We start from the raw sequence: 19,945 nt of genomic DNA, 5'->3' as shown, positions 1-19,945 counted from the left end.
CACTCATCTCCTGAGGAGACCGGCATGCCCAGCGAATTCTTCGTCCCGGACCCGGAGGGTCAAGTTCCAAGCGCCGAGGGCTACTTCGGCGCGTTCGGCGGCAAATTCATCCCGGAGGCCCTCGTCGCCGCCGTCGACGAGGTCGCCGCCGAGTACGAGAAGGCCAAGGCGGACCCCGCCTTCGCCGCCGAGCTCAACGACCTGATGGTCAACTACACCGGCCGCCCCAGCGCCCTCACCGAGGTGCCGCGCTTCGCCGGGCACGCCGGCGGCGCCCGGGTCTTCCTCAAGCGCGAGGACCTCAACCACACCGGCTCGCACAAGATCAACAACGTGCTGGGCCAGGCCCTGCTCACCAAGCGCATGGGCAAGACCCGCGTCATCGCCGAGACCGGCGCCGGCCAGCACGGCGTCGCCACCGCCACCGCCTGCGCCCTCTTCGGCCTCGAATGCACCATCTACATGGGCGAGGTCGACACCCAGCGCCAGGCGCTGAACGTCGCCCGGATGCGGATGCTCGGCGCCGAGGTCATCGCCGTGAAGTCCGGCAGCCGCACGCTCAAGGACGCCATCAACGAGGCGTTCCGCGACTGGGTCGCCAACGTCGACCGTACCCACTACCTCTTCGGCACGGTCGCCGGCCCGCACCCCTTCCCGGCCCTCGTGCGCGACTTCCACCGCGTCATCGGCGTCGAGGCGCGCCGCCAGATCCTGGAGCGCACCGGCCGCCTGCCGGACGCCGCCGTGGCCTGCGTGGGCGGCGGCTCCAACGCCATCGGCCTCTTCCACGCCTTCCTGCCCGACGAGGGCGTGCGCCTGATCGGCTGCGAGCCCGGCGGCCACGGCCTGGCCACCGGCGAGCACGCGGCCACCCTCACCGCCGGCACCCCCGGCATCCTGCACGGCTCCCGCAGCTACGTCCTCCAGGACGAGGACGGCCAGATCACCGAGCCGTACTCGATCTCGGCCGGCCTCGACTACCCGGGCATCGGCCCGGAGCACTCCTACCTCAAGGACACCGGCCGCGCCGAGTACCGCGCCGTCACCGACGACGAGGCCATGCAGGCCCTGCGCCTGCTCTCGCGCACCGAGGGCATCATCCCGGCCATCGAGAGCGCGCACGCGCTGGCCGGAGCCCTGGAGATCGGCAGGGAGCTGGGCGAGGACGGGCTGCTCCTCGTGAACCTCTCCGGCCGCGGCGACAAGGACATGGACACGGCGGCCCGCTACTTCGGGCTGTACGACGACACGACGGGGGCCAAGTGATGGCGGGCAACATCGAACTCCTCGGCTCCGTGCTGGCCGCGGCGAAGGTGGAGAACCGCGCGGCCCTCGTCGGCTACCTCCCCGCCGGCTTCCCCACCGTGGACGACGGCGTACGGGCGATCACGGCCATGCTCGACGGCGGCTGCGACGTCGTGGAGGTCGGCCTGCCGCACAGCGACCCGGTCCTCGACGGCCCGGTCATCCAGACCGCCGACGACATCGCGCTGCGCGGCGGCATCAAGATCGCCGACGTCCTCCGCACGGTCAAGGAGGCGCACGAGATCACGGGCGCGCCCGTGCTGTGCATGACGTACTGGAACCCCGTCGACGCCTACGGCCCGGAGCGCTTCGCCGCCGACCTGGCGGCTGCCGGCGGCGCGGGCTGCATCCTGCCCGACCTGCCCGTCGAGGAGTCCGAGGCCTGGCGCAAGGCCGCCGAGCAGCACGGCCTCGCCACCGTCTTCGTGGTCGCGCCCAGCAGCCGCGACGAGCGCCTCGCCAAGATCACGGCGGCGGGCAGCGGCTTCGTGTACGCGGCCTCGCTGATGGGCGTCACCGGCACCCGGGAGTCCGTGGGCAACGAGGCGCAGGACCTGGTCCGGCGCACGCGTGCCGTCACCTCCCTGCCGGTCTGCGTGGGCCTCGGCGTCTCCAACGCCGTCCAGGCCGCGGAGGTCGCCGCCTTCGCCGACGGCGTGATCGTCGGCTCGGCCTTCGTCAAGCGGCTCCTGGACGCGCCCGACCTGGAGACGGGCCTGGCCGCCGTCCGCGCCCTCGCCGGCGAGCTGGCCGAGGGCGTGCGCAAGCGGGGATAACCCTTTCGGGCGGGTAACTCTTTTGAAGGAACCCACGACCGGGGGCGCGCTGCGGCGCGCCCCCGGTTCGTTGTAGGGGGATGTGAGCCAGAAGAACTCGGACGGTAAGCGCAGCGCCCGCGAGCGGCTGCAGGAACAGCGGCAGCGCGAGGAGAGCCGGGGAAGGCGCAGGCGCACCCTGATCGCCGCAGCGGTCGTCGTCGCCGTGCTCGGCGCAGGCGCCGGCATCGCGGCGCTCGTGGCGAACTCGGGCGGCGGCAAGAAGAAGGAGCCCGCCGGCCCGCTGGTCGCCCCGCAGGGCGCCACCGGCAAGGACAGCGTCACCATCCCCGTCGGCAAGCCCGCCGCGAAGTCGACCCTCACGGTCTACGAGGACTTCCGCTGCCCCGCCTGCAGCCAGTTCGAGAACGGCTTCCGCGACGTGGTCAACGAGCTGGAGCAGAAGGGCGAGCTCAAGGCCGAGTACCACATCGTCACACTGATCGACAACAACCTCGGCGGCACCGGCTCGCTCAACGCCGCCAACGCGGCGGCCTGCGCCCAGGACGCCGGGAAGTTCTCCGCCTACCACGACCTGCTCTACAAGAACCAGCCGCCGGAGACGGACGACGCCTTCGGCAAGAAGGCGCGCCTGCTGGAGCTGGCCGGCCAGGTGCCCGGGCTGGACACGCCCGCCTTCCGCACGTGCGTCGACGACGGCACCCACGACAGCTGGGTGAAGAAGTCCCACGAGGCCTTCGGCAAGACCTCCTACCGCGCCACCCCGACCGTCCTGCTCAACGGCAAGAGCATCTACGCCGACCAGGCCAACCCACTCACTCCGGACAAGCTGCGGCAGATGGTGGCGGAGGCCGCCAAGGGCTGAGCGGGGCTCCCCGGGCGTTACGCAGCTGTTGCGCCGGGTGGGTTGCCGTTCCGTCGCCCGGGCAGGGTAGCGTCGGGGGCGTCATGGAACTCGCATACATTCCCAGCCCGTCGACGGGCGTGGTCCACCTCGGCCCGGTCCCGCTGCGCGGCTATGCCTTCTGCATCATCATCGGCGTCTTCGTGGCGGTCTGGCTGGGCAACCGGCGCTGGATCGCCCGCGGCGGACGGGCGGGGACGGTTGCGGACATCGCCGTCTGGGCGGTGCCCTTCGGGCTCGTGGGCGGCCGGCTGTACCACGTCATCACCGACTACGAGCTGTACTTCGGCGAGGGCCGCGACTGGGTCAACGCCTTCAAGATCTGGGAGGGCGGCCTCGGCATCTGGGGCGCGGTCGCGCTCGGCGCGGTCGGCGCGTGGATCGGCTGCCGGCGCCGCGGCATCCCGCTGCCGGCCTGGGCGGACGCCCTCGCCCCCGGCCTCGCCGTCGCCCAGGCGATCGGCCGCTGGGGCAACTGGTTCAACCAGGAGCTCTACGGCAAGCCGACGGACCTGCCGTGGGCGCTGAAGATCGACGCGGACCCGGCGATCGGGCGGGTGGCGGGCACCTACCACCCGACGTTCTTGTACGAGTCGCTGTGGTGCCTGCTGATCGCGGGCCTGGTGATCTGGGCGGACCGCCGCTTCACGCTCGGGCACGGGCGGGCGTTCGCGCTCTACGTCGCCTCGTACACGGTGGGCCGCTTCTGGTTCGAGTACCTGCGCGTCGACGACGCCCACCACGTGCTGGGCCTGCGGCTCAACGGCTGGACGTCGATCGTGGTGTTCCTGGGGGCCGTCGCCTACATGATCATCTCCGCGAAGAAGGCGCCGGGGCGGGAGAAGGTCGTCGAGCCGGTGCTTGACGGTGACGCGTCGATGGACGACGCGTCCCCCCAAAAGAAGAAGGTCTGACGGGCCGGTCCGGATCGGCACCGCCGAACTCCGCCGCAGTGGCTGATCGCCGCTGCGGCGGTTTTTTCGTGCCCGCGGCACGGGGCCCGCGGCCGGGCAGGCGTTCTCGTGCCGCAGGCAAACAAAATCCGCCGCGACGGCGATCAGCCCCCACCGGGGACATCGGCGGTGCCGAACCGGCCTTCGGGCGTAGGCCGGCCGCTGCCCGGGCAGCAAGATCCCGCCGCGACCGCGCGCACCCCGGCCGGAAGCGCCCCGTGCCGAACCGGCCTCACCCCGTATGTCTACCCAGGTCAGCCAGGCCTTCCTTGCTAGCGGATCAAGCTCATCCTGCGTACCTTCGAACGCATCGGGGGGCGCACGGGCAAGCCGTCACGCCCCGGCGAAGGGAGCGAACCGGAGATGTCTGTCCTGGAAGCCGTCGCGACACCGCACATAGCGCACCGCGACAACCACACCCACCGCGACGTGAACGGCGGCTGGCTCCGTCCCGCGGTGTTCGGCGCCATGGACGGCCTGGTCTCCAACGTCGCGCTGATGACGGGCGTCGCGGGCGGCGCCGCCGCCCCCGGCACGATCGTGATCGCCGGCCTGGCCGGCCTCGCCGCCGGCGCGTTCTCGATGGCCGCCGGCGAGTACACCTCCGTGGCCTCGCAGCGCGAGCTCGTCCTCGCCGAGCTGGACGTGGAGCGCCGCGAGCTGCACAAGCACCCGGCCGACGAGCTGGCGGAGCTGGCCGCGCTCTACGAGTCGCGGGGCGTCGAGCCGAAGCTGGCGCTGGAAGTCGCCATGCAGCTCTCCCGCGACCCCGAGCAGGCGCTGGAGATCCACGCCCGCGAGGAGCTCGGCATCGACCCCTCCGACCTGCCGTCGCCCATGGTCGCCGCCGTCTCCTCGTTCGGCTCGTTCGCGCTGGGCGCGCTCCTGCCCCTGCTGCCGTACCTGCTGGGGGCCACGTCCCTGTGGCCCGCCGTGCTGCTGGCGCTGGCCGGCCTCTTCGCCTGCGGCGCCGTCGTGGCCCGGGTGACGGCCCGCTCCTGGTGGTTCAGCGGACTGCGCCAGCTGTTCCTCGGCGCGGCCGCGGCGGGTGTGACTTACGCCCTTGGTATTGCCTTCGGCACCGCCCTGGGGTGATGCTTTATGCGGGGTCCCGCATAACGTACGGATGACGGAGCGGTTTCAGGCCCTCGACGACCGGGCACAATCCGGGAGCGCAGCGGGCAACGCCGCCCGCTCTGTGCTGTGTCCGGCGCCGCCGGGCCGGGCGATCCCCAAGGCTTCCGGCAGCTCGCCGCATCACCCGCAGTGCCTCACCCGCAGTGTCCACATGCTGAACCGGGGCTTCCGCTTTTTGAGAAGCGCCCCATCATGTAACCTGCACCAAATTTCTTCCGCAGAGGGCCAACGTCGTCCCTCGGCACATGCACCGGCCGCACCGGCCGGGACTGCCAAGACGACGACGGGAGCCGCCGATGCGATCCGCATCCCACCCCGCCCAGCAGGGAATGTACGACCCGCGGAACGAGCACGACGCCTGTGGCGTCGGCTTCGTCGCGACCCTCACCGGCGAGGCGAGCCACGCGCTCGTGGAACAGGCCCTCACCGTCCTGCGCAACCTGGAGCACCGCGGCGCCACCGGCTCCGAGCCCGACTCCGGCGACGGCGCCGGCATCCTGCTCCAGGTCCCCGACGCCTTCCTGCGCGAGAGCGTCCCCTTCTCCCTCCCCGAGCCCGGCGCGTACGCCGTCGGCATCGCGTTCCTGCCCGCGGACCCCGCGGAGGCGGACGCCGCCGTCTCGTCCATCGAGACGATCGCCCGCGAGGAGGGCCTGACCGTCCTCGGCTGGCGCGCCGTCCCCGTCGCCCCCGAGCTCCTCGGCGCCAGCGCCCGCGCCACCATGCCGGACTTCCGCCAGCTCTTCGTCGCCGACGGCGCGAGCACCGGACTCGCCCTGGACCGCAAGGCGTTCGTGCTGCGCAAGCGCGCCGAGCGCGAGGCCGGGGTCTACTTCCCCTCGCTCTCCGCCCGCACGATCGTCTACAAGGGCATGCTGACCACCGGCCAGCTGGAGCCCTTCTTCCCGGACCTCTCCGACCGCCGCTGCGCCACCGCCATCGCCCTGGTGCACTCCCGCTTCTCCACCAACACCTTCCCGAGCTGGCCGCTCGCCCACCCGTACCGCTTCGTCGCCCACAACGGCGAGATCAACACCGTCCAGGGCAACCGCAACTGGATGCGGGCCCGCGAATCGCAGCTGGACAGTGAGCTGTTCGGCGCCGACGGCAACCTCGGCCGCACCTTCCCCGTCTGCACCCCCGACGCCTCCGACTCCGCCTCCTTCGACGAGGTCCTGGAGCTGCTCCACCTCGGCGGCCGGTCCCTCCCGCACAGCGTGCTGATGATGATCCCCGAGGCCTGGGAGAACCACGCCTCCATGGACCCGGCCCGCCGCGCCTTCTACCAGTACCACTCCACTCAGATGGAGCCCTGGGACGGCCCGGCCTGCGTCACCTTCACCGACGGCACCCTCGTCGGCGCCGTCCTCGACCGCAACGGCCTGCGCCCCGGCCGCTACTGGGTCACCGACGACGGCCTCGTCGTGCTCTCCTCCGAGGTCGGCGTCCTCGACATCGACCCGGCCCGGGTCGTCCGCAAGGGCCGCCTCCAGCCCGGCCGGATGTTCCTCGTCGACACCGAGCGCCACCGCATCATCGAGGACGACGAGATCAAGGCCGAGCTCGCCGCCGCCGCACCCTACGGGGAGTGGCTGGAGGCCGGCCTGATCGACCTCGCCGACCTCCCCGAGCGTGAGCACATCGTGCACACCCACGCCTCGGTCACCCGCCGCCAGCAGACCTTCGGCTACACCGAGGAAGAGCTGCGCGTCATCCTCGCCCCCATGGCCAAGGCCGGGGCCGAGCCGATCGGCTCCATGGGCACGGACTCGCCGATCGCCGCGCTCTCCGAGCGGCCCCGGCTGCTCTTCGACTACTTCACCCAGCTGTTCGCGCAGGTCACCAACCCCCCGCTGGACGCCATCCGCGAGGAGCTCGTCACCTCGCTGATCTCCTCCCTCGGCCCGCAGGGCAACCTCCTGGAGCCCACCGCGGCCTCCTGTCGCAGCGTCACCCTGCCCTTCCCCGTCATCGACAACGACGAGCTCGCCAAGCTCATCCACATCAACGCCGACGGCGACATGCCGGGCCTGAAGGCCGTCACCCTCTCCGGCCTCTACCGCGTCGCCGGCGGCGGCGAGGCCCTGGCCGCCCGCCTCACGGAGATCTGCGCCGAGGCCGACGCCGCCATCGCCGACGGCGCCCGGCTCATCGTCCTCTCCGACCGCCACTCCGACGCCGAGCACGCCCCGATCCCCTCCCTGCTGCTCACCTCCGCCGTCCACCACCACCTCATCCGCACCAAGCAGCGCACCCACGTGGGCCTGCTGGTCGAGGCGGGCGACGTCCGCGAGGTGCACCACGTCGCGCTCCTCATCGGCTACGGCGCGGCCGCCGTCAACCCGTACCTGGCGATGGAGTCCGTCGAGGACCTCGTCCGCGCAGGGACGTTCCTGCGGGACATCGAGCCCGAGGACGCGATCCGCAACCTCATCAAGGCCCTCGGCAAGGGCGTCCTGAAGGTCATGTCCAAGATGGGCATCTCCACCGTGGCCTCCTACCGCGGCGCCCAGGTCTTCGAGGCGATCGGCCTGGACGAGGGCTTCGTCGAGACCTACTTCCACGGCACCACCACCAAGATCGGCGGCGCGGGCCTGAACGTCGTCGCCCGCGAGGTCGCCGCCCGCCACGCCAAGGCCTACCCGGCCACCGGCATCGCCGCCAGCCACCGCCGCCTCGACATAGGCGGCGAGTACCAGTGGCGCCGCGAGGGCGAGCCGCACCTGTTCGACCCGGACACCGTCTTCCGGCTCCAGCACGCCACGCGCGCCCGCCGCTACGACATCTTCAAGCAGTACACCGAGCGCGTGAACGAGCAGTCCGAGCGGCTGATGACGCTCCGCGGCCTGTTCTCCCTCGCCACCGGGCGGGAGCCCGTCCCGCTCGACGAGGTCGAGCCCGTCAGCGAGATCGTCAAGCGCTTCTCCACCGGCGCCATGTCGTACGGCTCGATCTCCCGCGAGGCCCACGAGACCCTCGCCATCGCCATGAACCGGCTGGGCGGCAAGTCCAACACCGGCGAGGGCGGCGAGGACCCCGAGCGCCTCTACGACCCCGAGCGCCGCTCCAGCATCAAGCAGGTCGCCTCCGGCCGCTTCGGCGTGACGAGCGAGTACCTGGTCAACTCCGACGACATCCAGATCAAGATGGCCCAGGGCGCCAAGCCCGGCGAGGGCGGCCAGCTGCCCGGCCACAAGGTCTACCCGTGGGTGGCCAAGACCCGGCACTCCACGCCCGGCGTCGGCCTGATCTCGCCGCCCCCGCACCACGACATCTACTCCATCGAAGACCTCGCCCAGCTCATCCACGACCTGAAGAACGCCAACCCGGCCGCCCGCATCCACGTGAAGCTGGTGTCCGAGGTCGGCGTCGGCACGGTCGCGGCGGGCGTCTCCAAGGCCCACGCCGACGTCGTCCTGATCTCCGGCCACGACGGCGGCACCGGCGCCTCGCCCCTGACCTCCCTCAAGCACGCGGGCGGCCCCTGGGAGCTCGGCCTCGCCGAGACCCAGCAGACGCTGCTGCTCAACGGCCTGCGCGACCGCATCGTCGTGCAGACCGACGGCCAGCTGAAGACCGGCCGCGACGTGGTCATCGCCGCCCTCCTCGGCGCCGAGGAGTTCGGCTTCGCCACCGCCCCGCTCGTCGTCTCCGGCTGCGTCATGATGCGCGTCTGCCACCTGGACACCTGCCCCGTCGGCATCGCCACCCAGAACCCCGTCCTGCGCGAGCGCTTCAACGGCAAGGCCGAGTTCGTCGTCAACTTCTTCGAGTTCATCGCCGAAGAGGTCCGCGAACTCCTCGCCGAGCTGGGCTTCCGCACCCTCCAGGAGGCCGTCGGCCACGCCGAACTCCTCGACACCGGCCGCGCGGTGACCCACTGGAAGGCCCAGGGCCTGGACCTCGCCCCGCTGCTGCACGTGCCGGAGCTGCCCGCCGGGGCCGTCCGCCACCGCACCACCGACCAGGACCACGGCCTGGCCAAGGCCCTCGACAACGAGCTCATCGAGCTCGCCGCCGACGCCCTCGCGGTCCCCACCGCCGAGGACGCCCGCCCCGTCCGCGCCCAGGTCGCCATCCGCAACATCAACCGGACCGTCGGCACCATGCTCGGCCACGAGGTCACCAAGCGCTTCGGCGGCGCCGGCCTGCCCGACGACACCGTCGACATCACCTTCACCGGCTCCGCCGGCCAGTCCTTCGGCGCCTTCCTGCCCCGCGGCGTCACCCTGCGCCTGGAGGGCGACGCCAACGACTACGTCGGCAAGGGCCTCTCCGGCGGGCGGATCGTCGTCCGCCCCGACCGCGGCGCGGACCACCTCGCCGAGTACTCGGTCATCGCCGGCAACACCCTCGCCTACGGCGCGACCGGCGGCGAGATGTTCCTGCGCGGCCGCGTCGGCGAGCGCTTCTGCGTCCGCAACTCCGGCGCCACCGTGGTCTCCGAAGGGGTCGGCGACCACGGCTGCGAGTACATGACGGGCGGCCGGGCCGTCGTCCTCGGCGAGACCGGGCGCAACTTCGCGGCCGGCATGTCCGGCGGCGTCGCCTACGTGATCGACCTCGACCCCGACAACGTCAACAAGGAGCTGGCCGCCGCCGTCGAACCCCTCGACGCCGCCGACCGGCAGTGGCTGCACGACGTCGTGCGCCGCCACCAGGAGGAGACCGCCTCCACCGTCGCGGCCGGCCTCCTCGCCGGCTGGGACACCGCCGCCGGCCGTTTCAGCAAGGTCGTCCCGGCCACCTACAAGGCAGTGCTCGCCGCCAAGGACGCCGCCGAGCGAGCGGGTCTCTCCGAGACGGAGACCCACGAGAAGATGATGGAGGCGGCGACCAATGGCTGACCCCAAGGGCTTCCTGACCACCGGGCGCGAGGTCGCCGAGACCCGCCCCGTCGCCGAGCGCGTCCGCGACTGGAACGAGGTGTACGTCCCCGGCTCCCTGCTGCCGGTCATCAGCAAGCAGGCGAGCCGCTGCATGGACTGCGGCATCCCCTTCTGCCACAACGGCTGCCCGCTCGGCAACCTCATCCCCGAGTGGAACGACTACGCCTACCGCGACGACTGGCAGGCGGCCAGCGAGCGGCTGCACGCGACCAACAACTTCCCCGAGTTCACCGGCCGGCTCTGCCCCGCCCCCTGCGAGTCCGCCTGCGTCCTCGGCATCAACCAGCAGCCCGTCACCATCAAGAACGTCGAAGTCACCATCATCGACAAGGCCTGGGCCGCGGGCGACGTCACCCCCCAGCCGCCCGAGCGGCTCTCCGGCAAGACCGTCGCCGTCATCGGCTCCGGCCCCGCCGGCCTCGCCGCCGCCCAGCAGCTCACCCGCGCCGGCCACACGGTCGCCGTCTACGAGCGCGCCGACCGCATCGGCGGCCTCCTGCGCTACGGCATCCCCGAGTTCAAGATGGAGAAGCGGCACATCAACCGCCGCATCGAGCAGATGCGCGCGGAGGGCACCAAGTTCCGCACCGAGGTGGAGATCGGCCGCGACATCGACGCCGCGGGGCTCCGCAAGCGCTACGACGCCGTCGTCATCGCCGCCGGCGCCACCACCTCCCGCGACCTGCCCGTCCCCGGCCGCGACCTCAAGGGCGTCCACTTCGCCATGGAGTACCTGCCCATGGCCAACAAGGTGCAGGAGGGCGACCTGACGGTCGCCCCGATCACCGCCGAGGGCAAGCACGTCGTCGTCATCGGCGGCGGCGACACCGGCGCCGACTGCGTCGGCACCGCCCACCGCCAGGGCGCGGCCTCCGTCACCCAGCTGGAGATCATGCCGCGGCCGGGGGAGGAGCGGAACGCGAACCAGCCCTGGCCGACCTTCCCCATGCTCTACAAGGTCACCTCGGCCCACGAAGAGGGCGGCGAGCGCGTCTACTCCGTCTCCACCACCCACTTCGAGGGCGACGAGGACGGCAACGTCCAGTGGCTGCACCTCGTCGAGGTCGAGTTCACCGGCGGAAAGCTCGAACAGAAGCCGGGCACCGAGCGCCGCATCCCCGCCCAGCTCGTCACCCTCGCGATGGGTTTCACGGGCACGGACCGGCAGAACGGTCTCGTCGAGCAGTTCGGCCTGGAGCTGGACCCCCGCGGCAACGTCGCCCGCGACGCCGACTACGCCACCAACGTCCCCGGCGTGTTCGTCGCCGGTGACGCCGGGCGCGGTCAGTCCCTCATCGTCTGGGCCATCGCCGAGGGCCGCTCCGCCGCCCGCGGTGTGGACCGCTACCTCACCGGCACCAGCACCCTGCCGGCCCCGGTCCGCCCCACGGACCGCGCCCTGACGGTCTGACCCGTCCCCGAAACCGGCTCGTGCCGGAACGAGCTCGCGGCGCCTGCCCCACCCCGACCACAGGTGGCAGGCGCCGCGCTGTCGTACCCGCTACTCCGTCGGGTGCACCAGTAGATCGCGGAACTCCACCTTCGCGTCCTCGGTGTACACCCCCACGGCGCCCTCCCGGTACGGCCGCTCCCGGTCCTCGTAGGCGACCAGCCCCTGCCCGCCGACGCTCACCTCCATGCGCGCCCCGCGCTGCGCCACCCGCACCGACGACCACGCGCCGATGGGGAACCGCCCCTGGCCGGTCGCCAGGAAGCGCTGCCCGCCCGCGTAGGCGGGGTCGCGCTTGCCCAGCTCCCAGCCGTTCGGCTTGAGGGTGATGTAGTAGAAGTGCTCGGGGTCGGTGTACGCCCACAGCAGCCACGGCACCTCCCACGGGTTGGGCTCGGGCGTGCGCAGCTGGGCGACCGTCCGCATGCGCGCCTCGAAGTCCACGTCCTCGAAGCGGGCCGTGGAGACGATCAGCCCGGCGTGGGTCTCGTCCGGCACCCGGGAGGGCTTGGGGGAGAGGAAGAGGCCGTCGTGGCGGCCGATGTTCTCGCCGTGGCCGTCGAAGACCGACCGCCACGGGCCGTGGACCGATCCCTCGGCCCACGGCCGGCCCGGCCCGCCGTCGCCGGGCCAGAGGCTGCTCACCGCGAGGGCGGCGCCCGCCACCGCGAGGGCGGCGAGCAGCGCGAGACCGAGCAGCCGCTGAACTCTCGTCATGCCGTCGAGTATGACCCCGGCCCCTCGGTACGGGTGGCGATCAGTTCGGCGCCGCCGCTGTCGTCCGGGTCGGCGCCGAAGTCCTCCGCGAGCTGGGCGATGATGCGGTCGGTGGCGTGGCCGTCCCCGAAGGGATTGCCGGCCGTGGCCATCCGCGCGTAGGCGGCAGGATCATCCAAAAGGTGGACGGTGGCCTCCAGGATGGCCTCCGGTTCGGTGCCCACGAGCCGGGCGGCGCCGGCCTCGACGGCCTCGGGGCGCTCGGTGGTGGTGCGCAGGACGAGGGCCGGCTTGCCGAGGGTGGGGGCCTCCTCCTGGATGCCGCCGGAGTCGGTGAGGACCAGGTCGCAGGAGGCGAGGGTGGCGGAGAAGTCGAGGTAGCCGAGCGGTTCGCTGATCGCGATGTGCGGGTGGCCGGTCAGCTCGGGCAGGAGCGCGTCGCGGACGGCGGGGCTCTTGTGGAGCGGCAGTACCATCTCCACGTCTCCCCGGTCGGCGAGCCGCCGCAGGGCCTTGCCCATGGAGCGCATTACGGCGCCCTGGTTCTCGCGGCGGTGCAGGGTGACGAGGACGCGCCGCATGCCGGTGCGGAAGAGGCTGCGCCCGGTGCCCTCCTTCAGCACCCACAGGAGGTTGTCGATGACGGTGTTGCCGGTGGTGAACACCTCGGCCCCGGGGACGCCTTCGGCGGTCAGGTGGTCCGCGGCCCGCTGCGTGGGCGCGAAGTGCCAGCGCGCCATCCGGCCTATCAGGCGGCGGTTGAGCTCCTCGGGGAAGGGGTTGTCGAGGACGCCGGTGCGCAGCCCCGCCTCGACGTGGGCGATGGGGATGCGCTCGTAGAACGCGGCGAGGGCGCCGGTCAGGGCGGTGGTGGTGTCGCCCTGGACGATGACGAGGTCGGGGCGCTCGGCCCGGACGACCTCGCCGAGGCCGTCCACGAGGCGGGCCGTGAGCGTGGACAGCTGCTGCCGGTCGCGCATGACGTCGAGCCGGGTGTGGACCGGGACGCGCAGGAGGTCCAGCATCTGGTGGAGCATCTCGCGGTGCTGGCCGGTGGTGACGACGAGCGGGTCGAAGAGCGGGGAGAGCGCCATGGCACGGGCCACGGGCGCCAGTTTGATGGCCTCGGGTCGGGTGCCCAGCACGAGCATGGCGCGTACGGGCGCGGTGATGAGGTCAGCGGACATGGTTCTCCCTGGGAAGGGCCTGTCGGGCGAGGAGGTTCGGTTCAGGTGCGCGCGGTCTTCAGCCACGTCTGCTTGCCGGTGAGCATCCGCCACAGCCCCCACCAGCCGGCCGCGAACCAGATGTAGCCGTAGAAGACGAAGACGTGGGAGAGCAGGATCGAGCGCACGAGCCCGAGGCCGCGTTCGCGTCTGCGGTAGACGAATCCGTACGCGTAGGCGGCGGTGAAGGACAGCACGTACGGGCCGATGACCCACATCGGGGTGATCAGCGGGCGCCCGGCCTGCACGGAGCCGATGACGGTGCCGGCCACCGCGACCAGGAAGGACAGCGGCAGCAGCGAGGTGAGCAGGATGAGGACCGGGCTGGAGAGGTGGTAGAGCAGGTCGACGGCGGCGCGGGTGGGGACGGAGCGCAGGATCAGCGGCACCAGCCCCGCCGACTGCAAGTGCCCCTGGAACCAGCGCGAGCGCTGGCGGACCAGGCGGCGGACGTCGAGCACGGCCTGCTGCGAGACCGCGGCCGCGGTGCAGTGCTGGTTGGTCCAGCCGCGGGCGATGAGCCGGACCCCGAGGTCGAGGTCCTCGGTGAGGGAGTCGCTCCAGGGCCCGCCCTCCCGGCCGGGGACGGCGAGGGAGTCGAGTGCGGCGAGCCGCATGAACTGTCCGTTGCCGCCCATTCCGACGCTGCCGATATAGCGCCGGGCGCACTGGAAGATATCGCCGTAGATGACGAATTCCATGTCCTGGAGCCGGGCCAGCAGGCCTAGGTGGCGGTTGTACATGCGCACGCCGATCTGGGTGGCGCCGACGCGCGGATTGTCGAAGAAGGGGTCGACGGACTGGACGACGTGTTCGTCGAGCCGGCCGTCGGCGTCGACGACGCAGATGATGACGTCGTGCGGGTCGTAGCCGTCCATGAGGCCCGACTCGCGCAGGTGGCGGATTCCGGCGTTGAGGGCGGCGCCCTTGCCGCGGCGCGCGTTCGGCAGGGTGCGCTGGAGGAGACGGACGCGCTCGGGGCCGGCGGCGCGGGCGATGTCGGCGGTGCCGTCGTCGGACGCGTCGTCGATCACCAGGGCCAGGAAATTGCCGGCGGGCAGGGCGGTGATCCGCGCGAGGCTCTCCGCGAGGACCTTTTCCTCGTTCAGGCAGGCGAGCAGAAAGACGTACAGGCGTTGTTGCCGGGGGCCCCGGACGCGGCGTATCCGGCGCCGGGAGAGCAGGAACAACGTGGTGTTGTAGCAGCCCGCCATCACGATGATGGCGATGGCGGATCCCAGCAGGACCTCGCCGGTCAAGGCCGGCTGCCGGTGGTCCCGGCGGGTGCGCCGCCTTCCGGAGCCCCGCTGCCGAGCGTGCCGCGGGCGGCGAACCAGAGTTTGACGGCTATGAGGACGAACGCGCTCGTGCAGTAGAGCAGGAATCCGGCCCCGGCGGCTTCCTGCAATCCTTTGGCAAAAGGAATGCCCGGTAGCACTTGGGGCGCGACCGTCAGCCCGGCCATGGGCAGGACGGAGCCCAGAGCGGGTTTTCCGTACATGAGTTCCCCCCGAATTGCGCCTCTCGATGACGAGGCATGGCATGCGCAGGGAAGCTATCAGATCAGACCGGTATTACTGTCGGACTTGGTGGCTATTGTTGGAGTGGAATCTCAAATTCGAAGAACCTACCGGTCGTTATGCCTGATCGTGGCCGGATGTGACGGGTGGGAACTCTGGTCTGCACCAATAGTCCTGTACGGAACTGCCCGCTCAGGACCGAAGTTGTCTATTGACATGCATCCTTCCTGGCCAGAAGAATCTGGCGACTGTCGGGCCCCTGAAGCAACGGGGGTGCGACCGCAGCAATACCAGGGGGAATTTCATGCAAAACAAGCGAGGGAGATCCAGGAAAATCCGGATCTCCGCCATCGCCATGCTCCTCGCCGCCCTGCTGGGCGGCGTCCTGCTTTCCCAGGCCGCCGGGGCCGCGATATCCAAGCCCGGGCCCCGCAGCACCGACGCCGTGAACCCGCTCGCGCTCTCCCCGGCGAGCAAGAAACAACTCACCGCCGCGGCCAGGGAACGGCTCGCCAACGACCGGCTCCGCCGCCAGGGCGCCCTCAAAATCACCCCGGCGCCCGGCACGGGCGTGCAGAAGACCGCCCTCGCCGCGACAGCGCTCGCCGCGCCGGCCGGCACCTCCGCCCTCGTCCTCTACGACAACACCGGCCCCTACGGGCAACTGGGCGAGCTCTACGCCATGGCGACCGCCAACCTCGCCGGCCACTTCGGCACCGTCACCGCCAAGCCCGTCTCGGCCTACACCGCCGGCATGGTCAACCAGTACACCGCCACGGTCTACCTCGGCTCGACCTACTACGGGGGCACCGTCCCCGACGCCGTCCCCGCCGCCTTCTACCAGGACGCCATGGCCACCAGCCGGCCCGTCACCTGGATCGGCGACAACATCTGGAACATGGCCGGCGCCGTGGGCATCGCCCAGTTCAAGCAGAAGTACGGCTGGGACCCCACCAACTCGTACTACGAGAGCGGCGGCTCCGTCGGCAACATCAACCAGGTCACGTACAAGGGACAGCAGCTGACCCGGCAGATCCCCGCCGGCCAGGACGGAGGAGTGCTCCACCCCGCCCTCGTCACCGGCCCCGGCATCCCGGCCGTCACCCGCCTCGCCGACGCCAAGGACGCCACGACCGGCGCCGTCAGCCCCTGGGCGATCCGCTCCTCGAACCTCACCTACCTCGGTGAGATCCCCTTCGCGTACGTCTCCGAGAGCGACCGCGTCATCGTCTTCGAGGACCTCCTCTTCGACGCCCTCGCGCCCACGACCGCCGAGCGTCACCAGGCCTTCGTCCGCCTGGAGGACATCAGCCCCAAGTCCGACCCGGCCCAGCTGAAGACCATCGCCGACTACCTCAAGGCACAGAAGATCCCGTACGGGATCAACGTCATCCCCGTCTACACCGACCCCAAGGGCACCTACAACAACGGCGTCCCCGAAACCCTCACGCTCGCCCAGGCCCCGGCCGTCGTCACCGAGCTCAAGAACATGCTCGCCGGCGGCGCCGTCCTGATGAACCACGGCTACACCCACCAGTACGGCACGGCCAACAACCCGTACAACGGCGTCACCGGCGACGACTTCGAGTTCTTCCGCGCCCACATCGACACGGCGAACAACGTCGTCCTCGACGGACCGCCCGCGGAGGACTCCACCGCCTGGGCCCAGAGCCGCATCACCCAGGCCCTGGCCGGATTCACCGCCGCCGGACTGCCAAAACCGGCCCTGTGGACCACTCCGCACTACGCGGCCTCCGCCACCGACTACCGTGTCCTCGGCCAGAACTACTCCGCACGCCTGGAGCGCTCGTTGTACTTCGCCGGCACGCTCACCGGTGGCACACCGGACAACAGCCGCTACATCGGCCAGTTCTTCCCGTACGCCGTCAAGGACGTCTACGGGACGACCGTCCTGCCCGAGAACATCGGCAACTACGAGCCCGACCCGTACAACAACCACCCACCGCGGCTGCCCGCCGACCTCATCGCCTCCGCCAAGGCCAACCTGGCCGTCCGCGACGGCGTGGCCAGCTTCTTCTACCACCCCTACTACCCGCTGGCGCCGTTGCAGCAGACGATCGAGGGCATCAAGGCCCTCGGCTACACCTTCGTCGGCCCCACGGACCTGAACCGGTGAGCGCCGGGAGGAGAGCGGCCGGCGCGCTGCTCACGGCCGCCCTCCTCCTCGCCGGGTGCCTCACGGGCTGCTCCTCGGGCGGCCCGGACGGGGACTCCGGCGAGGAGACCCCGCCCGGGCCCAGCGCCCGCCCCGATGACGCAAAGGCGGCCGGCATGCGCGGCATCACCCTCCCCTCCTGGAACACCGGCGACTACACCGGCCCCGACGCCGCCCCCTACCTGCGGCAGATCGCCGCCACCGGCGCCCGCTGGGTGACCTTCACCCCCACCTGGTACCAGGACGGCACCGGCGACCCCGGCATGCACACCACCGGCGAGACCGCCGGCGACGACGCCCTGCGGCACATCATCGGCCTCGCCCACGAGACCGGCCTCAAGGTCATGCTCAAACCGCACGTCGACCTCGTGAAGGGCGGCGACCGGGCCGGCATCCGGCCCGGCGACCCCGGCGCCTGGTTCACCGCCTACGAGCGCTTCATCACCCACTACGCGACGCTCGCCACCGACACGAAGACGGACCAGCTCGCCGTCGGCACCGAACTGGCCGGCACCTCCCGCGACGGCGCCCGCTGGAGCAAGGTCGTGCGCGCCGTCCGCGACCGCTACCACGGCCCCCTCACCTACGCCGCCAACTACGACGAGTACCGCACCGTCGCCTTCTGGGACGACCTCGACGTCATCGGCATCGACGCCTACTGGCCCCTCGCCGAGCGCCCCACGGCCGACGCGGCCCGGCTCCGCGACGCCTGGAAGCCCATCACCGGCGAACTCGCCGCCTTCTCCGCCCGCCACCACCGCAAGATCCTCTTCACCGAGGCCGGCTACGTCAGCCAGCGCGGCACCACCACCGCCCCCTACTCCTGGACCGTCAGCAAGAGCGGCGGCGAGGACGAACAGGCCGCCGCGTACGAGGCGCTGCTCACCGCCCTCGACGGAAAGCCCTGGTGGGCGGGGGTCTGCTGGTGGATGTGGGACGACTGGCCCGACGCCGGCGAAACCCCGCGCCGCCTCGCGTACACACCCCACGGCAAGCCGGCGGAGAAGGTGCTGCGCCAGCACTGGAAGTGAAGGGGCCCGCCCCCGCGGCCGCCCTTCACCTCCTGCGATCCACCGGGAAGCGTGCCGTGACCTCCCAGCCGCCCTCCGGCGCGGGGCCCGCCCGCAGCAGGCCGCCCATCGCCTTCGCGCGCTCGCTCAGGCCCACCAGGCCGAAGCCGCCGCCCCGGGCCTTCTCCGGGAGCGCGGCCGCGTGCCTGCCGTCGTCGGCGATGCGCAGCTCGACGCCCGCGGGCACACCCCGGATGCCGATCCGTACGGCCGTGGCGTCCGCGGCGTGCTTGCGGATGTTGGTGAGGGCCTCGCGGACGACGCGGTGCACGCCCGCGGCGACCTCGGCGGGGAGCCAGCTCTCCAGCCCCTGCTCGATGTAGAGGACGACGGGCGGACCCGTGCGCGCGAAGGACTCGGTCAGCGCACGCACCTCGGGCAGCCCGGCGACCGGCTCCGTCTCCGCCTCCCCCTCCCGCAACACGCTCACCAGGCGGCGCATCGCGCCGAGCGCCTCACCCGCGGACGTCTCGATGCGCTCGAACGCGCCGACCGCCGCGGGCCCCTCCACCGCCGTGAAGCGGGCGGCCTGGGCCTGCACGGCGATGCCGGTGATGTGGTGGGCGACGAGGTCGTGGAGCTCGCGGGCGAGTTCGAGGCGCTCGGCGGTGCGGACGGCGGTCAGGTCCCGTACGCGCTGCGTGGCGTGGCCGCGCAGCAGCAGCGAGTACGTGCCCACGACGACCAGCAGCATCGAGAACAGGGCCGTGAACCACTCGGGCTTGAGGTCGCGCATGGGCGCGGCCACGACGGCGACGGCGAGCAGCGGGCCGAGAACGGCCGCGACGCGGTTGGAGGACCTGCTGACGACGAGGGTGAACAGGACGAGCAGGGCGACGTCCTCGCCCATGCCCCACACGACGCGGGGGTGCGGCCCGATCATCAGGACGGCGGAGGCGACGAGGGAGACCGCGGCCGCGACGGACGCCCGTACGGTCAGCGGGATCCACCCGTAGGGCACGGCGCACAGGCAGACGAGGACGCCCGAGGCGAGGACGATGGCGTGCGGCTCGCTCGGCTGCCGGGTGAGCGCGATGCCCTCCAGGGCCACGAGGCAGAGCAGGACCGCCCCGAGCCCGGCCTTCGCGAAGGCCGCCCGCCGGGGGTGGCGGACGGCCCAGCCGGCCCACCTGGTCACGTGCCGCCCGCGGCCAGCCCGCTCTCCCAGGCCCAGGCGGCGATCTCGACGCGGTTGCGGGCGTCCAGCTTCGTCTGCACGTTGGCCAGGTGGGTCTTGACCGTGGACAGCGACACGAACAGCTCGGCGGCGATCTCGGCGTTGGTCGCGCCGCGGGCCAGGCAGCGCACGACGTCGGCCTCGCGGTCGGTCAGCGGCTCGGAGGGGGCCCTCGCCGGGCCCGCGGGGCCGCCGGGCGCCATGTCGCGCAGGAGGCGGACGGTGATGGCGGGCGAGATGAGGGAGTCGCCCACGGCGGCCGCGTGCACGGCCTCGACGAGCATGGCGGGGCTCGCGTCCTTCAGGAGGAAGCCGGAGGCGCCGTTGCGGAGCGCGGTGTGCACGTATTCGTCGAGGTCGAAGGTGGTGACGATGACGATGCGCGGGCGCCCGCCGAGCCCCGGCCGGCCGGTCGTGCGCGCCGACAGGCGGCGGGTGACCTCCAGGCCGTCGAGCTTGGGCATGCGGATGTCGAGGAGCAGCACGTCGGGCTCGTGCTCCTCGACGGCGGCGAGGGCGGCCTCGCCGTCCACGACGTCGGCGACGACCTCGATGTCGGGCTGGCTCTCCAGGATCATGCGGAACCCGGTGCGGACCATCTCCTGGTCGTCCGCGATGACCACGGTGATCGCCATACTCGTTCCT

General features: G+C 71.8%; 15 protein-coding genes. 9 read left to right on the top strand and 6 right to left on the bottom strand.

Annotation, left to right across the window (positions count from 1 at the left end):
- The first annotated feature begins 24 nt into the window (after positions 1-24).
- The 7 genes from trpB (at position 25) to D7231_RS07650 (ending at position 11,375) form a co-directional block, all read left to right on the top strand.
- Positions 25-1,266: a tryptophan synthase subunit beta gene (gene trpB / locus D7231_RS07680; RefSeq protein ID WP_120754190.1), complete on the top strand. Its 1,242-nt coding sequence runs from the start codon at positions 25-27 to the stop codon at positions 1,264-1,266.
- Positions 1,266-2,081, top strand: coding sequence for a tryptophan synthase subunit alpha (trpA, locus tag D7231_RS07675; RefSeq protein ID WP_120754189.1), 816 nt, complete (start codon positions 1,266-1,268; stop codon positions 2,079-2,081). The genes trpB and trpA overlap by 1 nt, the downstream gene beginning before the upstream one ends.
- A gap of 82 nt (positions 2,082-2,163) precedes the next feature.
- Positions 2,164-2,946, top strand: coding sequence for a DsbA family protein (locus tag D7231_RS07670; protein WP_120754188.1), 783 nt, complete (start codon positions 2,164-2,166; stop codon positions 2,944-2,946).
- A gap of 83 nt (positions 2,947-3,029) precedes the next feature.
- Positions 3,030-3,899 (top strand): prolipoprotein diacylglyceryl transferase, encoded by an 870-nt coding sequence (gene lgt, locus D7231_RS07665; protein WP_120754187.1) that lies wholly within the window; start codon positions 3,030-3,032, stop codon positions 3,897-3,899.
- A gap of 402 nt (positions 3,900-4,301) precedes the next feature.
- Entirely contained in the window at positions 4,302-5,033 is a 732-nt protein-coding gene (locus D7231_RS07660) for a VIT1/CCC1 transporter family protein (protein ID WP_120754186.1), read from the top strand.
- A gap of 338 nt (positions 5,034-5,371) precedes the next feature.
- A complete protein-coding gene (gene gltB, locus D7231_RS07655) occupies positions 5,372-9,922 on the top strand; it encodes a glutamate synthase large subunit (protein ID WP_120754185.1) in 4,551 nt (1,516 codons plus the stop codon).
- A complete protein-coding gene (locus D7231_RS07650) occupies positions 9,915-11,375 on the top strand; it encodes a glutamate synthase subunit beta (RefSeq protein WP_120754184.1) in 1,461 nt (486 codons plus the stop codon). Before gltB ends, D7231_RS07650 begins: the two co-directional genes overlap by 8 nt.
- 90 nt (positions 11,376-11,465) lie before the next feature.
- On the opposite strand, the gene D7231_RS07645 is transcribed toward D7231_RS07650, so the two are convergent.
- The 4 genes from D7231_RS07645 to D7231_RS07630 are packed head-to-tail and all read right to left on the bottom strand — an operon-like array spanning position 11,466 to position 14,858.
- The gene (locus tag D7231_RS07645; protein ID WP_120754183.1) at positions 11,466-12,131 is read right to left on the bottom strand and encodes a 3-keto-alpha-glucoside-1,2-lyase-like domain-containing protein; all 666 of its coding nucleotides are present in this window, start codon (positions 12,129-12,131) and stop codon (positions 11,466-11,468) included.
- Positions 12,128-13,318 carry a non-hydrolyzing UDP-N-acetylglucosamine 2-epimerase gene (gene wecB / locus D7231_RS07640; RefSeq protein ID WP_241999611.1) on the bottom strand — a complete coding sequence of 397 codons (1,191 nt, stop codon included), beginning with the start codon at positions 13,316-13,318 and terminating at the stop codon, positions 12,128-12,130. The genes D7231_RS07645 and wecB overlap by 4 nt, the downstream gene beginning before the upstream one ends.
- A gap of 41 nt (positions 13,319-13,359) precedes the next feature.
- Positions 13,360-14,616, bottom strand: coding sequence for a glycosyltransferase family 2 protein (locus D7231_RS07635; RefSeq protein ID WP_120754182.1), 1,257 nt, complete (start codon positions 14,614-14,616; stop codon positions 13,360-13,362).
- Positions 14,613-14,858 carry a hypothetical protein gene (locus D7231_RS07630; protein WP_147449692.1) on the bottom strand — a complete coding sequence of 82 codons (246 nt, stop codon included), beginning with the start codon at positions 14,856-14,858 and terminating at the stop codon, positions 14,613-14,615. The genes D7231_RS07635 and D7231_RS07630 overlap by 4 nt, the downstream gene beginning before the upstream one ends.
- Before the next feature lie 323 nt (positions 14,859-15,181).
- Here D7231_RS07630 and D7231_RS07625 point away from each other — a divergent pair, with 323 nt between their 5' ends.
- Together D7231_RS07625 and D7231_RS07620 are read left to right on the top strand one after the other, a co-directional pair.
- Positions 15,182-17,014, top strand: coding sequence for a DUF2334 domain-containing protein (locus D7231_RS07625; RefSeq protein ID WP_120754180.1), 1,833 nt, complete (start codon positions 15,182-15,184; stop codon positions 17,012-17,014).
- The gene (locus tag D7231_RS07620; RefSeq protein WP_120754179.1) at positions 17,011-18,084 is read left to right on the top strand and encodes a glycoside hydrolase family 113; all 1,074 of its coding nucleotides are present in this window, start codon (positions 17,011-17,013) and stop codon (positions 18,082-18,084) included. The genes D7231_RS07625 and D7231_RS07620 overlap by 4 nt, the downstream gene beginning before the upstream one ends.
- A gap of 25 nt (positions 18,085-18,109) precedes the next feature.
- Here the strand turns inward: D7231_RS07620 and D7231_RS07615 are convergent, their stop codons facing one another.
- Both D7231_RS07615 and D7231_RS07610 read right to left on the bottom strand, forming a co-directional pair.
- Positions 18,110-19,261, bottom strand: coding sequence for a sensor histidine kinase (locus D7231_RS07615; protein WP_120754178.1), 1,152 nt, complete (start codon positions 19,259-19,261; stop codon positions 18,110-18,112).
- Positions 19,258-19,935, bottom strand: a complete 678-nt coding sequence (locus D7231_RS07610) for a response regulator (RefSeq protein WP_120754177.1) — start codon at positions 19,933-19,935, stop codon at positions 19,258-19,260. Before D7231_RS07610 ends, D7231_RS07615 begins: the two co-directional genes overlap by 4 nt.
- Positions 19,936-19,945: the final 10 nt, after the last annotated feature.

Source organism: Streptomyces klenkii, assembly GCF_003626645.1.
Lineage (GTDB): Bacteria > Actinomycetota > Actinomycetes > Streptomycetales > Streptomycetaceae > Streptomyces > Streptomyces klenkii.
Note: the sequence above shows the minus strand (reverse complement) of the source record. Positions and strands in the feature narration are given on the sequence as shown.

Bases quoted from the DNA above. Each gene is read 5' to 3' on its own strand.
- trpB (WP_120754190.1), top strand. From the start codon at position 25: ATGCCCAGCGAATTCTTCGTCCCGGACCCGGAGGGTCAAGTTCCAAGC.
- trpA (WP_120754189.1), top strand. From the start codon at position 1,266: ATGGCGGGCAACATCGAACTCCTCGGCTCCGTGCTGGCCGCGGCGAAG.
- lgt (WP_120754187.1), top strand. From the start codon at position 3,030: ATGGAACTCGCATACATTCCCAGCCCGTCGACGGGCGTGGTCCACCTC.
- D7231_RS07660 (WP_120754186.1), top strand. From the start codon at position 4,302: ATGTCTGTCCTGGAAGCCGTCGCGACACCGCACATAGCGCACCGCGAC.
- gltB (WP_120754185.1), top strand. From the start codon at position 5,372: ATGCGATCCGCATCCCACCCCGCCCAGCAGGGAATGTACGACCCGCGG.
- D7231_RS07650 (WP_120754184.1), top strand. From the start codon at position 9,915: ATGGCTGACCCCAAGGGCTTCCTGACCACCGGGCGCGAGGTCGCCGAG.
- D7231_RS07645 (WP_120754183.1), bottom strand. From the start codon at position 12,131: ATGACGAGAGTTCAGCGGCTGCTCGGTCTCGCGCTGCTCGCCGCCCTC.
- wecB (WP_241999611.1), bottom strand. From the start codon at position 13,318: ATGTCCGCTGACCTCATCACCGCGCCCGTACGCGCCATGCTCGTGCTG.
- D7231_RS07630 (WP_147449692.1), bottom strand. From the start codon at position 14,858: ATGTACGGAAAACCCGCTCTGGGCTCCGTCCTGCCCATGGCCGGGCTG.
- D7231_RS07625 (WP_120754180.1), top strand. From the start codon at position 15,182: ATGCAAAACAAGCGAGGGAGATCCAGGAAAATCCGGATCTCCGCCATC.
- D7231_RS07610 (WP_120754177.1), bottom strand. From the start codon at position 19,935: ATGGCGATCACCGTGGTCATCGCGGACGACCAGGAGATGGTCCGCACC.